The organism is Parasphingomonas zepuensis (assembly GCF_036663735.1).
In the GTDB taxonomy this organism is placed as follows: domain Bacteria; phylum Pseudomonadota; class Alphaproteobacteria; order Sphingomonadales; family Sphingomonadaceae; genus Sphingomonas.
Map to the genome: position 1 here is coordinate 423,440 of NZ_JAXOJO010000004.1, position 13,986 is coordinate 437,425.

The 13,986-nt window shown below is 65.8% G+C and carries 11 protein-coding genes; 6 read left to right on the top strand and 5 right to left on the bottom strand.

Going from position 1 to position 13,986, the window contains the following annotated elements:
* The first annotated feature begins 74 nt into the window (after nucleotides 1–74).
* Genes ilvD through U1769_RS17150 form a run of 3 tightly spaced genes read left to right on the top strand, consistent with a single transcriptional unit; the run spans nucleotide 75 to nucleotide 4,408 of the window.
* Nucleotides 75–1,796, top strand: coding sequence for a dihydroxy-acid dehydratase (ilvD, locus tag U1769_RS17140; protein WP_332718390.1), 1,722 nt, complete (start codon nucleotides 75–77; stop codon nucleotides 1,794–1,796).
* 39 nt (nucleotides 1,797–1,835) lie between these two features.
* The gene (locus U1769_RS17145) at nucleotides 1,836–3,227 is read left to right on the top strand and encodes an NAD(P)H-hydrate dehydratase (protein ID WP_332718393.1); all 1,392 of its coding nucleotides are present in this window, start codon (nucleotides 1,836–1,838) and stop codon (nucleotides 3,225–3,227) included.
* The gene (locus U1769_RS17150; protein WP_332718395.1) at nucleotides 3,224–4,408 is read left to right on the top strand and encodes a class I SAM-dependent RNA methyltransferase; all 1,185 of its coding nucleotides are present in this window, start codon (nucleotides 3,224–3,226) and stop codon (nucleotides 4,406–4,408) included. Before U1769_RS17145 ends, U1769_RS17150 begins: the two co-directional genes overlap by 4 nt.
* Before the next feature lie 15 nt (nucleotides 4,409–4,423).
* On the opposite strand, the gene truA is transcribed toward U1769_RS17150, so the two are convergent.
* Nucleotides 4,424–5,164, bottom strand: a complete 741-nt coding sequence (truA, locus tag U1769_RS17155) for a tRNA pseudouridine(38-40) synthase TruA (RefSeq protein ID WP_332718398.1) — start codon at nucleotides 5,162–5,164, stop codon at nucleotides 4,424–4,426.
* Entirely contained in the window at nucleotides 5,161–6,069 is a 909-nt protein-coding gene (gene fmt / locus U1769_RS17160; RefSeq protein ID WP_332718400.1) for a methionyl-tRNA formyltransferase, read from the bottom strand. The genes truA and fmt overlap by 4 nt, the downstream gene beginning before the upstream one ends.
* 53 nt (nucleotides 6,070–6,122) lie before the next feature.
* On the opposite strand from fmt, the gene recR reads away from it, so the two are divergent.
* The 3 genes from recR (at nucleotide 6,123) to U1769_RS17175 (ending at nucleotide 8,859) form a co-directional block, all read left to right on the top strand.
* Nucleotides 6,123–6,719 carry a recombination mediator RecR gene (recR, locus tag U1769_RS17165; protein WP_332718403.1) on the top strand — a complete coding sequence of 199 codons (597 nt, stop codon included), beginning with the start codon at nucleotides 6,123–6,125 and terminating at the stop codon, nucleotides 6,717–6,719.
* A gap of 52 nt (nucleotides 6,720–6,771) precedes the next feature.
* Nucleotides 6,772–7,302 carry a peptide deformylase gene (gene def, locus U1769_RS17170; protein WP_332718405.1) on the top strand — a complete coding sequence of 177 codons (531 nt, stop codon included), beginning with the start codon at nucleotides 6,772–6,774 and terminating at the stop codon, nucleotides 7,300–7,302.
* Between the two features lie 156 nt (nucleotides 7,303–7,458).
* Nucleotides 7,459–8,859: a DNA recombination protein RmuC gene (locus tag U1769_RS17175; protein WP_332718408.1), complete on the top strand. Its 1,401-nt coding sequence runs from the start codon at nucleotides 7,459–7,461 to the stop codon at nucleotides 8,857–8,859.
* A gap of 3 nt (nucleotides 8,860–8,862) precedes the next feature.
* On the opposite strand, the gene U1769_RS17180 is transcribed toward U1769_RS17175, so the two are convergent.
* The 3 genes from U1769_RS17180 to U1769_RS17190 all read right to left on the bottom strand — a co-directional run bounded on the left by U1769_RS17180 (nucleotide 8,863) and on the right by U1769_RS17190 (nucleotide 13,963).
* Nucleotides 8,863–12,225: a PAS domain S-box protein gene (locus U1769_RS17180; protein ID WP_332718410.1), complete on the bottom strand. Its 3,363-nt coding sequence runs from the start codon at nucleotides 12,223–12,225 to the stop codon at nucleotides 8,863–8,865.
* A gap of 163 nt (nucleotides 12,226–12,388) precedes the next feature.
* The gene (locus U1769_RS17185) at nucleotides 12,389–13,093 is read right to left on the bottom strand and encodes an META domain-containing protein (RefSeq protein ID WP_332718412.1); all 705 of its coding nucleotides are present in this window, start codon (nucleotides 13,091–13,093) and stop codon (nucleotides 12,389–12,391) included.
* A gap of 60 nt (nucleotides 13,094–13,153) precedes the next feature.
* Nucleotides 13,154–13,963, bottom strand: a complete 810-nt coding sequence (locus tag U1769_RS17190) for a TrmH family RNA methyltransferase (RefSeq protein ID WP_332718414.1) — start codon at nucleotides 13,961–13,963, stop codon at nucleotides 13,154–13,156.
* Between the last annotated feature and the right edge of the window lie 23 nt (nucleotides 13,964–13,986).

Genomic DNA, 13,986 nt, shown 5'->3' on the forward strand with positions numbered 1-13,986 from the left:
ATTCTCACGCTCATCCTGGTCGAAATCAGCAATAGTCTTGCGCAAAAGGCCTCTCTCGCGACATAGGCGCCGCCATGACTCAGCAATTCGACAAATCGAAGCTCCCCAGCCGCCACGTCTCTGTCGGCCCGGAGCGCGCGCCGCACCGCAGCTATTATTATGCCATGGGCATTTCCGAAGAGGATATCGCCAAGCCGTTCGTGGCGCTCGCCAGCGCCGGCAACGACAGCGCGCCGTGCAACACCACGCTCGATGCCCAGGCCGATGCCGCCCGCGCCGGCGTGATCCAGGGCGGGGGCATGCCGCGGCGATTCAACACCATCACCGTCACGGACGGCATCGCGATGGGCCATCAGGGCATGAAGGCCTCGCTGGTCAGCCGCGAGGTGATTGCCGACTCGGTCGAGCTCAGCGTGCGCGGCCATTGCTATGACGCGCTGGTCGGCTTTGCCGGTTGCGACAAGTCGCTGCCGGGCATGATGATGGCGATGCTCCGCCTCAACGTGCCGAGCATCTTCGTTTACGGCGGATCGATCCTGCCCGGCCGCTATCACGATCGTGACGTCACCGTGGTGGACGTATTCGAGGCTGTCGGCCAGCACGCCGCCGGCAATTGCCCGCTCTCGGACCTGACCGAGCTGGAAAAGGTTGCCTGCCCGGGTCACGGCGCATGCGGAGGCCAGTACACCGCCAACACCATGGCGTGCGTCGGCGAGGCGATCGGTCTGTCGCTGCCCAATTCGAACATGGTCCCGGCGCCCTACACGACGCGCGAGCAGATCGCGGTCGCGGCCGGCGCGCAGGTGATGGAATTGCTCGCCGCCAATATCCGCCCCCGCGACATCTGCACGCGCGAAGCCTTCATCAATGCGGCGCGTATCGTCGCAGCGACCGGGGGCTCCACCAACGGTGCGCTGCACTTGCCGGCAATGGCACATGAGGCGGGCATTGATTTTGATTTGTTCGATGTGGCGGAGATATTCAAATCAACGCCTTACATCGCTGATCTCAAGCCCGGTGGTAAGTATGTCGCCAAGGACATGTACGAGGCCGGCGGCGTCTACATGCTGATGAAGACGATGCTGGCGAATGGCCTGCTTTTTGGCGATTGCCTTACCGTCACCGGCAAAACGCTTGGCGAGAATATCGATCGGGTGACGTGGAATCCCGACCAGAAGGTCATCTATGACGTCAGGACGCCGATTTCGCCGACCGGCGGGGTCGTCGGGCTGCGCGGCAGCCTCGCGCCCAATGGCGCGATCGTGAAGGTCGCCGGCATGCACCGGCTGCAGTTCAGCGGGCCGGCGCGCGTGTTCGATTGCGAGGAAGATACGTTTGCTGCCGTCGAGGCGCGGGAGATCAACGAGGGCGAAGTCATCGTTATCCGCTATGAGGGGCCCAAGGGCGGGCCCGGCATGCGCGAGATGCTGTCGACCACCGCCGCGCTCTACGGCCTCGGCCTGGGCGAGAAGGTCGCGCTGATCACGGATGGTCGCTTCTCCGGTGCGACGCGGGGTTTCTGCATCGGCCATGTCGGCCCCGAGGCGGCCGATGGCGGCCCGATCGCGCTGATCGAGAATGGCGACATCATTAGCATCGACGCCGAAGCGGGCACGATCGACCTCGACGTGGCTGAGGACGTGCTCGCTGCACGCCGCGCAAACTGGGTGCCGCGGGCGCATGACTATCAATCCGGCGCGCTGTGGCGCTATGCGGCCAATGTCGGCCCGGCCTATAAGGGCGCGGTCACGCACCCTGGAGCCAGCGCCGAAACCCATGTCTACGCGGATATCTGACGCGCTCCTGGCCGTCGCCAGCGGCACCGTACCGACGTCATGAAGTCACTTGCGGGAATGCCTGTGGTGACTGCGGCGGAAATGCGCACGGCCGAAGCCGAGGCGATCGCCCGGGGCGAAACCGTGACGAGCCTGATGGACCGCGCCGGCCGTGAGGTCGCCGCCATGGTGCAGCGCCTGGCCTCGGGAAACGAGGTTCTGGTCCTGTGCGGCCCCGGCAACAATGGCGGTGACGGCTATGTCGCGGCGACGGCGCTGCACGCGGCCGGCGTGTCGGTGCGCGTTGCCTCGTGCGGGGCGTCCGTTAGCGACGCAGCGAAGCAGGCGCGCGCTGGCTGGACTGGCCCGGTCGAGCCGCTCGACGCCGCCGCGCCGGCGCCGATCCTGGTCGATGCCCTGTTCGGCACCGGCCTCTCCCGGCCGCTCGACGCGCCGATCGCCGTAAATCTCGCTCGACTACGCGAACGAGCCCGGCTGGCGATCGCGGTCGACTTGCCCAGCGGCGTCAAGACCGATGACGGCGCCGTGCTGAACGACATCCCGATATTCGATCTGACGCTGGCGCTGGGCGCCGCCAAGCCATCCCATCTGCTTTTTCCGGCCGCGACGCATTGTGGCACCGTGGGGGTACTCGATATCGGCGTGGCGGTCGCCAGCCCGGCAGCCGTCATAGATCGGCCCCGGCTTCCCATGCCGGGGCCCGATTCTCACAAATATACGCGCGGAATGGTCGCGGTGGTCGGCGGCGAGATGCCCGGCGCGGCCGAACTTGCCGCACTTGCGGCGATGCGGGCAGGGGCAGGCTATGTCCTGCTCCTCGCCGACGGCAAGGCGGAGCGACCCCATGCGATCGTTCGTCGGGTGTTTGCCCGCGATGCGTTGGCGGACAAGCGCATCGGTGCGCTCGTCATCGGGCCGGGGCTCGGCCGTGGCGTCATGGCGTCGGAACGGCTGGATCAGGCGCTGGCATCATCCTGTCCGCTCGTTATCGACGGCGACGCGCTCCATTTGCTCGATGAGGAACGGCTCGCCCGAGTGCGCACTCACGCGGCGCCCGTGATCCTGACGCCGCATGCGGGCGAGTTCGACTCGCTGTTCGGGAACAGCGGAGACAGCAAGATCGACCGGGCACGCGCCGCCGCCATGACGGCAGGTGCGATCGTCGTGTTCAAGGGTGCCGACACGGTCATCGCATCGCCGGACGGGCATGTGCGGATCGCACAGGGCGCTAGCCGGTGGCTCTCGACCGCCGGCACCGGCGACGTGCTGGCGGGAACGATCGGCGCGATGCTGGCTTCCGGGGTCGAACCCTCTCTCGACGCGGCCGCCGCCGGCGTCTGGCTTCATGGTGAGGCCGCACGGCGCCTTGGCGCTGCCTTCATCGCCGACGATCTCGCCGACGCCCTCAGCGCCGTCCGGGCGACCGCATGAACGACATGATCGTCCGGGTCGCCGCGCGAGGCGAGGGGATCACCGCAAATGGCCGGCACGCTGCCCTGGCAGCGCCCGGGGACACGCTGACGCCGGAGGGGTTGATTATCGCCGGCCCGCACCATCAGATGCCGCCATGCCGTCATTTTCCGACCTGTGGCGGTTGCCAACTCCAGCATCTCGACGACGAGAGCTATGCCCGCTTCGTCACGGATCGGATCGCGGGCGCGCTCGAAGCGCAAGGGCTGAGCACCGAGATTCGCCCGCCCGCGCTCTCTCCGCCCCGCACGCGGCGACGTGCAGCCCTGCAAGCGGAGTCGAAGAACGGACGTATCCGCATCGGTTTCAGCGAAGGATCGAGCCATGCACTGGTCGATCTCCAGGAATGCTGGATCCTCACGCCGATGTTGTTCGCGCTGGTGGCGCCGCTCCGCGGGCTGCTCGCCCGCTTCCTGAAGGGCAACCGCCGCGCGCGTCTTCACCTCACCGAGGCCGACCAGGGTATCGACCTGCTGATCGAGGGAATCGAGGCGGAGGGATTGATCGCCGCCGAGGCGATCACTGCCTTCTGCCAGCGTCATGGCGTCGCCCGCCTGTCGATCGACAGCGGCCTGGGACCGGAAACCCGTTGGGAGCCGGAGCCGGTCACCATCACGCTGGCCGGGGTACCGGTGCCGATGCCGTACGGCGCCTTCCTCCAGGCGACGCGCGAAGGCGAGGCTGCGTTGGTTGACTCCGTCCGTGAGGCGGTCAGCAATGCCGGCACGATCGCCGATCTGTTCGCTGGCCTCGGCACCTTCGCTTTGGCGCTGACGGGCCGGGTCTATGCGGCGGAGGCAGCGCGTGACGCCATAATGTCGCTCAAGAGCGCCGGTGCCCGTGCCGGGCGCCAGCTCTTCACTGATCACCGCGATCTGTTCCGCCGGCCTTTGGTGACAGCGGAATGCGACCGGTTCGATGCCATCATCCTGGATCCGCCCCGCGCCGGCGCGCGCGAGCAGGTCCTGCAGCTTGCCGCGGCCAAAACGCCGATCCTTTCTTATGTTTCCTGCAATCCCAGCAGCTTCGCGCGAGATACCGAGATTCTGTGCAAGGGCGGCTATACGCTCGAATGGATCCAGCCGGTCGGGCAATTCCGCTGGTCGACTCATGTCGAACTGGCCGCGCGCTTCACCCGCTGACGTCATGCCACTCGGTCAGGGATAGTCCGCGCGTAGGAAATACAGGCCATCGGGTGGCGCGTTCAGCCCCAGCTTCGCCCTGTCGCGTGCATCCAGCGCAGCCTGCAAATCATCGGCTGACCATTTGCCCTGTCCGACCAGCGCCAGGCACCCGACCATCGATCGCACCTGATGATGCAGGAACGAACGCGCCGAGGCGAAGACGCTGATCCGGGCGCCGTCCTGCATGACGTCAAGCCGGTCGAGCGTTCGCACCGGACTATCGGCCTGGCAATGCGCCGACCGGAAGGTGGTGAAGTCATGACGTCCCACCAGCCGTGCCGCGCCCGCGGCCATCGCTTCGGCGTCGAGCGGCGTGGGCACGCGCCACGCCAAGCCATGGTCGAAGGTGAGCGGCGCGCGGCGGGTGATGATGCGATACTCATAATGCCGCGCGAGGCAGGAGAAGCGGGCGTGCCAGTCCGCCGGCACGATCTCGCAGGCCAGGATGGCGACTGGCGCGGGCCGCAATCGCGCGTTCAGTCCTTCCATCAGCCGGAACGGTGTTATCGGCCGGTCGATGTCGAGATGCGCGCGCATGCCCCTCGCGTGGACCCCTGCATCGGTGCGGCCCGCAGCGTGCACGGCGACGGTCTCTCCGGTGATCTCCAGCGCCGCCGTCTCGATCGCGGCCTGAACGCTTGGGCCGTGCGCCTGGCGCTGCCAGCCCATGAACGGGTGTCCGTCATATTCCACGGTCAGCGCGAAGCGCGTCATGTCAGCTGCGTACCCGCGAGAATGGAAAAGCCGCGCAGCACCTCTGATGACGTCATGACGCCGCGCCCGGCGCGTTGCAGAAGGACAGGGCGGATCGCGCCGTCGGCGCACGCCACGGTGAGCTGATCGTCCAGGACGGTACCGGGTGCGCCGCCGGCAGTGGGTAACACCTCGGCCGCAAGCAACCGGACGCGTTCGTTACCCATCTCGAAAAAGGCGCCCGGCACTGGATTGAACGCGCGGATCTGCCGTTCCACGTCGCTGGCGGGCCGGCTCCAGTCGATCCGCGCTTCGGCCTTGTCGACCTTGGGCGCATAGGTGACGCCGGTTTCGGGCTGGGGCACCGCCGAATAGGCCGGGATATCGGCCAGCACCTCCACCATCAACCGTGCGCCCATCGCGCTCAGTTCAGTCGTCAGCTCGCCTGCGGTCTTGCCGTCAACGGACGTTCGTCCTTCCAGCCGCACCGGGCCGGTATCGAGCCCGACCTCCATTTGCATGATGCCGACGCCGGTCTCGGCATCGCCGGCCAGGATCGCGCGCTGGATCGGCGCCGCGCCGCGCCAGCGGGGCAGCAGCGAGGCATGGACGTTGAGGCAACCGTGTGAGGGGGCCTCAAGCACTACCCGCGGCAGGATCAGGCCATAGGCGGCCACCACTGCGACATCGGCGTTCAGCGCGGCGAAATCGGCCTGCGCATCTGCATCGCGCAGGCTCACCGGGGTCCGGACGAGGATGTCCAGCGCTTCGGCGCGGGCCTGAACCGGAGAGGGAGTCAGCGCTTTTCCGCGACCGGCCCGGCGCGGCGGCTGGCTGTATGCCGCCGCGACGTCATGGCCAGCATCCACCAGCGCCTGAAGCACCGGCACCGAGAATTCGGGCGTTCCCATGAAGACGATCCGCATGCGCACGCTCTGGCCGCTTGGCAGAGGGCCACGCAACCCCCTATCTGTTCCGCATGTCCTCTCCCGAGATCGAAGCGCTGACTCAAGCCCTGTCCCGGCTCCCCGGCCTTGGGCCTCGCTCTGCGCGGCGCGCCGTGCTGCATCTGCTCAAGAAGCGCGAGACGGCACTTGGGCCATTGCTCGCCGCTCTAACCCAGGTTGATGATCGTCTGGCAACATGCTCTGTTTGCGGCAATATCGATACGATCGATCCCTGTGCCGTGTGCGCCGATCCCCGCCGGGACGCGCGCGCGCTCTGCGTCGTCGAGGAAGTTTCGGATCTCTGGGCGCTCGATCGTTCGAGACTTTTCCCGGGACGCTTCCATGTTCTGGGCGGCCGGCTGTCGGCGCTTGAGGGCATTCGCCCGGAAGACCTCAGAATCGATTCGTTGGTGCGTCGGATCGAAGCGGGCGGCATCGACGAGGTTGTCCTAGCCATGAATGCCACGCTCGAGGGTCAGACCACCGCGCATTATATCGCCGAGCGAATCGAACGCTTCCCGGTCCGCGTCACGCAGCTGGCGCATGGCCTGCCGGTGGGCGGCGAACTGGACTATCTCGACGAGGGCACGCTCGCTCAGGCCCTCCGCGCGCGGCGCCCGGTTGCCTGACGGGGGCGACCTGTCGCTTGACGGCAGCCCCGCGCTTTCCTAGCTCGCGCTCATGTCCGTTCTCGAAATCCTTGAAGTGCCCCATCCGGGCCTGCGCGCCGTCGCAAAGCCCGTCGCTGCAGTTGACGATGCCGTCCGCGCGATCGTCGCCGATATGTTCGATACCATGTACGACGCGCGGGGCATTGGCCTGGCCGCGACTCAGGTCGGGATCGAACAACGCATCGTCGTCATCGACCTGCAGGAGCCGGAGAGCGACGAAGAGGATGCGAAGCCGGTGCGCACGCCGCTGGTCTATATCAATCCCGAGCTGGTCTCCGTCAGCGAGGAAACCGCGCTCTACAATGAAGGCTGCCTGTCGATCCCAGAGCAATATGCCGAGGTTGAACGGCCGGCGCGCTGCCGGGTGAAGTGGCTCGACGCTGACGGCGCGAGCCATGAGGATGATTTCGACGGGTTGCTCGCGACCTGCCTCCAGCACGAGATCGATCATCTCAACGGCGTATTGTTCATCGATCACATCTCGCGCCTGAAGCGCGACATGGTGCTGAAGAAGCTGGCCAAGGCGCGCAAGGCGGCCTGATCCTCCGTTCTCAGCCGCACGGCGCGGCTGGGCGGATATCCGATCGTCCCACGGGGCGTACCTGCGACCGCGACAGGCGCCCGGCCAGCCGCAAGCCGCATTGCCAAAACGGCAATCCAGGCTAAAAGTTCGCGCAATGTTCCAATGAGGCCTTGCATGAACGGTTTGACGATTTCCCTGGCGATGATCGCCGTCCTGCTGGTGGGCCTTGGCCTTGGCTGGCTGCTTGGCAGTCGCGGCGTCGCGGAAGCGCAGGCCGATCGCGATGCCCGTACGGAGGAGTTCAAGCGCGCGATCGTCGACCTCGCCGGTGCGGAGGAGCGCGCACGGGTCGCGGTGCAACTGCGCGAGGAACTCGATACCATTCGCGACGAACGCGACGGTTTCCGTACCGAGAACGCCACGCTGCGTGCGCATGCCGAAGCGTTCGAAGCGCGCCTCGAGGAATTCAAGAATTCGCGTGAGGCGATGACGGGCCATTTCAACGAAACCGCCAGCAAGCTGCTCAACGACGCGCAAAGGCAGTTCCTCGAACGTGCCGAGGCCCGGTTCAAGCAATCGGAGGCGACGGCCGGCCAGAATCTCAAATCGATGCTCCAGCCGGTCAGCGACCGCCTGATGCGCTACGAGGAAGCCGTCACCAAGGTCGAGACGGAGCGGAAAGGGGCCTTCAGCGAGTTGAAGGGCCAGATCGAGCAGATGCGGATCGGCCAGGAAAAGGTCAGCAGCGAGGCGGCGAAGCTCGTCAATTCCTTGCGCAACGCCCCCAAGTCCCGCGGCCGCTGGGGTGAACAGCAGCTCAAGAACGTGCTCGAAACCTGTGGGTTATCGGAACATACTGACTTTCAGACTGAAGTGAGCGTGGCTGGCGGCGACGAAGGCGGGCGCCTGCGCCCCGACGCCATCATTCGCGTACCGGGTGGGCGCGCTCTGGTCATTGACGCCAAGGTGTCGCTTAATGCCTATCAGGATGCGTTCGGTGCCGTCGACGAGGCGCAGCGCCTGGTTGGACTCGCCGCGCACGCCGCCTCGATGCGCGCCCACGTCAACGGGCTCGGCAACAAGGCTTATTGGAGCCAGTTCGCCGACGCGCCCGATTACGTCATCATGTTCGTGCCCGGGGAGCATTTCCTGTCCGCCGCACTCGAGCATGATCCGACGCTCTGGGATTTCGCCTTCGAAAAGCGCGTGCTGCTTGCCACGCCGACCAATCTGATCGCCATAGCGCGGACGGTTTCGGCGGTCTGGCGTCAGGAGCGGCTGGCCAAGGAGGCGCGCCAGATCGGCGAGCTCGGCAAGGAACTGTACGACCGGTTGGCGAAGGCCGCGGGGGATCTGCGCAAGGTCGGTGGCGGACTGACGTCAGCGGTCAACAACTACAACACGTTCGTCAGTAGTTTCGAAAGCCGGACGCTGGTGACGGCACGCAAGCTGCGCGACCTCAACATCGAACCCGGCGCGCGCGAGATCGACTCGGTCGAACCAGTCGAGGCGCTTGCCCGCTATGGCGACACGCCGATCCTGCTCGACGGATCGATCGACGAGGCGGCGGAATAAGGCTTACCGGTCCAGCATCTCGCGCACCTTGTTGCTCAGCGCGGTGATGGTGAAGGGCTTGGTGATCACCTCCATCCCGGCATCGAGCAGGCCATTGCCGACCGCGGCATTCTCCGCATAGCCGGTGATGAACAGCACTTTCAGGTCGGGCCGGGTCACGCGAGCGGCATCGGCGACCTGGCGGCCATTGAGTCCGCCCGGCAACCCGACATCGGTAACCAGCAGGTCGATGCGTGCGGCTGACTGGATCGTCTTGAGGCCGGCGGGGCCGTCGACTGCCTCCAGGACCGCATAGCCGGCATCGCGCAGGATCTCGGTCGCCAGATCACGGACGATCGCTTCGTCGTCGATCACCAGCACGGTCTCGCCGTGCCCGGGGTCGGCCAGGTGCGTTTCGCCCTCGTCGCCCACATTATCGAGCCCTCCAAAATAACGCGGCAAATACAAACACATAGTCGTACCCTTGCCAATTTCAGAGTATATTCTCACCTGCCCTCCGGACTGGCGGACAAAGCCGTGAATCATCGACAATCCAAGGCCGGTGCCCTGGCCGATCGGCTTGGTCGTGAAAAACGGATCGAACGCCTTGGCGACGACGTCCGGCGTCATGCCGGTGCCGCTGTCCGTCACGCACAGCGAGAGATATTGTCCGGGCGGCAGCTCCCGGTCGCGCGCTGCGCGGTCGTCGAGCCATTTGTTCGCGGTCTCGATGGTGATCCGCCCGCCGCTACCGGCCATCGCGTCCCGCGCGTTGATCGTCAGGTTGAGCAGGGCGTTTTCCAGCTGCGAGGGGTCGACCCGCGTCAGCCACAGCCCGCCCGCGCCCACCACTTCGACCTCGATCGCGGGGCCGACCGTGCGTCGAATCAGATCCTCCATGCCGGCGATGAGCCGGTTGATGTCGGTCGGTTTCGGGTCGAGCGTCTGCCGTCGGGAGAAGGCGAGCAGGCGCTGGGTCAGCGATGCCGCCCGCCGCGTCGCGTCTTGCGCACCGCCGATATACCGGTCGAGGCCGGCGGTCCGTCCCTGGCCGAGGCGCAGTTCCAGCAGCTCAAGGTTGCCACCGATGCCCGCCAGCAGATTGTTGAAGTCATGGGCGATGCCGCCGGTCAGCTGGCCCACCGCTTCCATCTTCTGCGATTGACGGAGCGCCTCCTGCGCTTGGGTGAGTTCGAGCTCGCGCGCCTTGTCTTCCGACAGGTCCCGCCCCACCGCAATGAAATGCACCCCGTCTGGCTCAGGCGAAACGGTCCATCCGATCGGCTTCCATTCGCCGTTCGCCGTCAGGATGCGGTTCTCGAACCGGGTAGGCTGCCCGGTACGGCTCATCTCCTCGAGCGCCGCAGCAACCCCAGGCACATTGTCGGGGTGGATGATATCGGCATAGGGGTTGGTCAGCAGTTCGCGCTCCGACCATCCCAGTACCTTGGTCCATGCCGGGTTCACCGCCGACATCGCGCCATCATAATCGGCGCGCGCCAGCATGTCCTCGGATAGCGTCCAGAGCCGGTCGCGTTCGGCCTCAGCCGCCTTTTCCTCCGTGATGTCGCGCCCGCTGCAGTAGACCATGCCGTCTTCCGGAATGCCGACCCAGCTGATCCAGCGATAGCTGCCGTCCTTGCAGCGATAGCGGTTGGGAAAGCGGATCGCCGGCTCTCCCTGCTGAGTCAGCTGGAATCCGCCACGGGTGCGCTCGACATCGTCGGGGTGAAGCAATTCGAAGATCGACATGCTCGCAACCTCCCGCTCGCTCCAGCCGAGCAGGGATTTCCACGCCGGATTCGATGTTTCGAAATAGCCTTCAGAATTGAGCGCCCCGAGGAGATCGGGGCTGAGTTGCCATGTCAGGCCTCGCGCCTGGGTGCGCTCGATCACCTGGCGCTCGAGATCTGCATTCAGTGCCCGCAGCGCCGCCTCGCTGCGGACCTGGTCGGTGACGTCGTGGCCCTCGGCGAAAATACCACTGATCGAGCCGTCACTCTCGATGATCGGCTGATAGACCAGATTGAGGAAGCGCTGCTCCAACGGGCTGGAGGGGGCGCGTCGGATATCGACGGCCATGTTGTTTCCGACGAAAGACTGGCCGGTGCGATACACCTGGTCGAGCAGATCGAAGAAGCCCTGACCTTCGATTTCGGGCAGCCCGTCGCGCACGGTCATGCCGATGACCTCACGGTACCCGATCAGCTGAAGATACGCCTCGTTCGTGAACTCGAAGACATGGTCGGGGCCGCGTAGCACGCACATGAACCCGGGCGCTCGTTGGAAGAGGGCGCGCAGACGATCGCGCTCGCCGGTGCGGGCCGCCACTTCGGAAGCAAGCCGGTCATTGACTTCGCGCAGCGCCCCGGCGGCCTGCTCCCGCAACTGGGCGGCTTCGGCGAGTGCCTCTGCGCGCCGCCGCTCGCTCTCATAAGCTTCCGCGCTGGCCAGGCCCGACGAAATCTGGCCGGCCAGCAGATCGAGATAGCCGAGATAATCGGTATCCGGCTGCCGATGCGGATTGAGCCCGACGACGATCGCCCCCACGGGAGCGTCGCTGCCGCGCCGCTGCAGGGGCAGGATGATGGCGCGCTCTGGCGGTTTCTGCCAGGCACCCCGCGGCAAATCGGCGATGTCGACGAGCGGCACGATCGCCTGTCTCCCGGTCAGCGGCCATGGCGAACGATCGTCGAGCGGAATCGATTCGGGAGCTATCAGGTGAGGGCCAGCGAAGCCGGTTGTGCCGACGAGCCGGGCGACACCATCTTCGAACAGGTACAGCAGGGCGAAAGGAAGGTCGCGCGGGTTGCTTTCCAGGCATTCCGTCGTGGCCGCCACCACCGATTCCGTGGTCTTCGCCGCCGTCAGGTCCGAGGCGAGCACCCGTAAAGTATCCATCCGGCGCGCGGTGATGACGCGCTCCGTCTCCTCGACCACCGCGCAGAGCAGTCCACCGACGGCGCCGCTATCGTCGAACACCGGGCTGTAGGAAAAGGTGTGATAGGTTTCTTCGCTATAGCCGTTGCGTTCGAGCAGAAGCAGCAACGCTTCGCTCCAGGTCGCCTCGCCATCTTCATAGACGCGGCGGATCAGCGGCTCGATGTCAGGCCAGATCTCCGCCCACAATTCCCTGGTGGGGGCGGCAAGGCTGTCGGGATGCTTCTGGCCGAGCGTCGGCCGATAGGCGTCATTGTAGAGGAAGGCGACGTCCGGCCCCCAGCCCAGCCACATGTCGAACTTGCTGGTCAGGAGAATCCGGACGGCTACCTTCAATGCTTCAGGCCAACCGTCAACCGACCCCAAGCTGCTATTCGACCAGTCCTTGGCGCGCATCAGCGCCGTCATCTCACCAGTGCCGACGAACACGTCCGGACCGGGCTTCACTGAAAGACCGCCTTCATGCCGGCCGGGCGCAACCGGGCGCTTCCGAAAAGGGTTTGAAAACCGTTCCTTCGCCATAGTTGATTGTCATCGCGCCCCCTCCCGTCATTGTGACGCAGCTAACGATGACTACCCTCTACCGGTTCCGTCGTGCCAAGAACGTCGCTCAGTACCGCTCGGGTACGGCCTTTACCAGCACGAGGGTCTGCAAGTCGGATGCGCTCAGCACGAGCTTGCCCGCGCGATTCGTGCTGGCGCTGAGCCGCTGGCTGAGCAAGCGCATCAGGGCCTGTTCCTGCGCCATTGCGGGGCCCGGGCAGGCCATCTTGGTCGATATCAGGGGACCCGCGATCAGACGCCCACGGTCGAAGCGAAACGATCCGCCAAAGCCGTTGCAGCCGCTATGGCCACTGATCCGGTTGCCGTTGAACGCGATCGTCGCCGGACGCGGACCGCGCACCGGACGCCCCTCGATCGATTCGATGCGCCAATTGCCTTCGATCACTGGCGCGCGAGACGGCGCGACGATCGGATCGCCGCCGCAACCGCGCACGGTCTTTCGGCCGACCGTCACCATCACGCGCTCGGGATAGCGGCGGTCGCTCATGCCGTCGCTGCATTCGGCGCGGGTGATGTCGATCGTGATCCGCGGCGTCACGTAGCGTCGTCCGTTGAAGCTCGGGCGTGGCATCGGCGCGGTCGTCGTGACGCGCGTCTTGCCATAATCGCCGAGATATCGGATCAGGCCGTTCTCGATGGTCAGGGCCCAGCCGGGCTCGGTACCGACCGCCCGATACGGCGCCTCGCGTGGCGCGGCGACGGCGGTACCGGCGATCAGCAGGGCAGGGCAAAGGGCAAGCGCGAATTTCATGTGGGGTCTCCTCGTCCGCCGGATAGGCAAGCCCGCCTGAACCGATCGTTACGTGGCCGTTCAGCGAGGCGAAGGCTTGGTCCGTGCCAGCACTTCATACGCCATCACCGCCGTCGCCACGGCAGCATTCAGACTATCCGCCTTGCCCAGCATGGGAATCTTTACGAGCAGATCGCATTCGGCCGCATAGTCGGACGGCATGCCTTGCGCTTCGTTCCCGGTCAGCAGGAAGGTCGGCACGGTATAGGTCGCTGCGCGATAATCCTGATCGGTATCGAGGCTTAGCCCGACCAGCTGGCCCGGACCCGCACGGAGCCAGGGCACGAAATCCGTCCATTCGGCCTGGACGATCGGCACGGTGAACAGCGCGCCCATGCTCGCGCGCACTGCCTCCACCGAAAAGGGATCGACGCATTCTCCGATCAGGATGAGTCCGCCGGCGCCGACCGCATCGCCGGTGCGCAGGATCGTGCCCAGATTGCCGGGATCGCGCAGTCTTTCCGCGACCAGCCAGATATTGGAGCGGCTTCGATCGAGCGCGGCGAGGGTGGTCGCGAACTCGGGGAACACACCGACCACCGCTTGCGGGTTATCCTTGCCCGAAAGCTTGGAGAGGATATCGGGCACCGTCTCGATCGCTTCGCCGCCGGCTGCCTCGACCTCGGCGATGAGCGCGCGGACGAGCGAATGGTTGGCGCTATCGCGGGCGAAGAACAGATATTCGGGGAGCCGCCCGCTTTCGCGCGCCTCCGTCAGGATGCGCAGTCCCTCCGCCAGGAACAGGCCTTCCTCGCGCCGGTGCCGCTTCTCGCGCAGCGATCGGACACGCTTGATGAGCGGATTGGAGTAAGCCGTGATTTCGCGGGGCATTAACTTCCCTTCCTTTCGTGGAA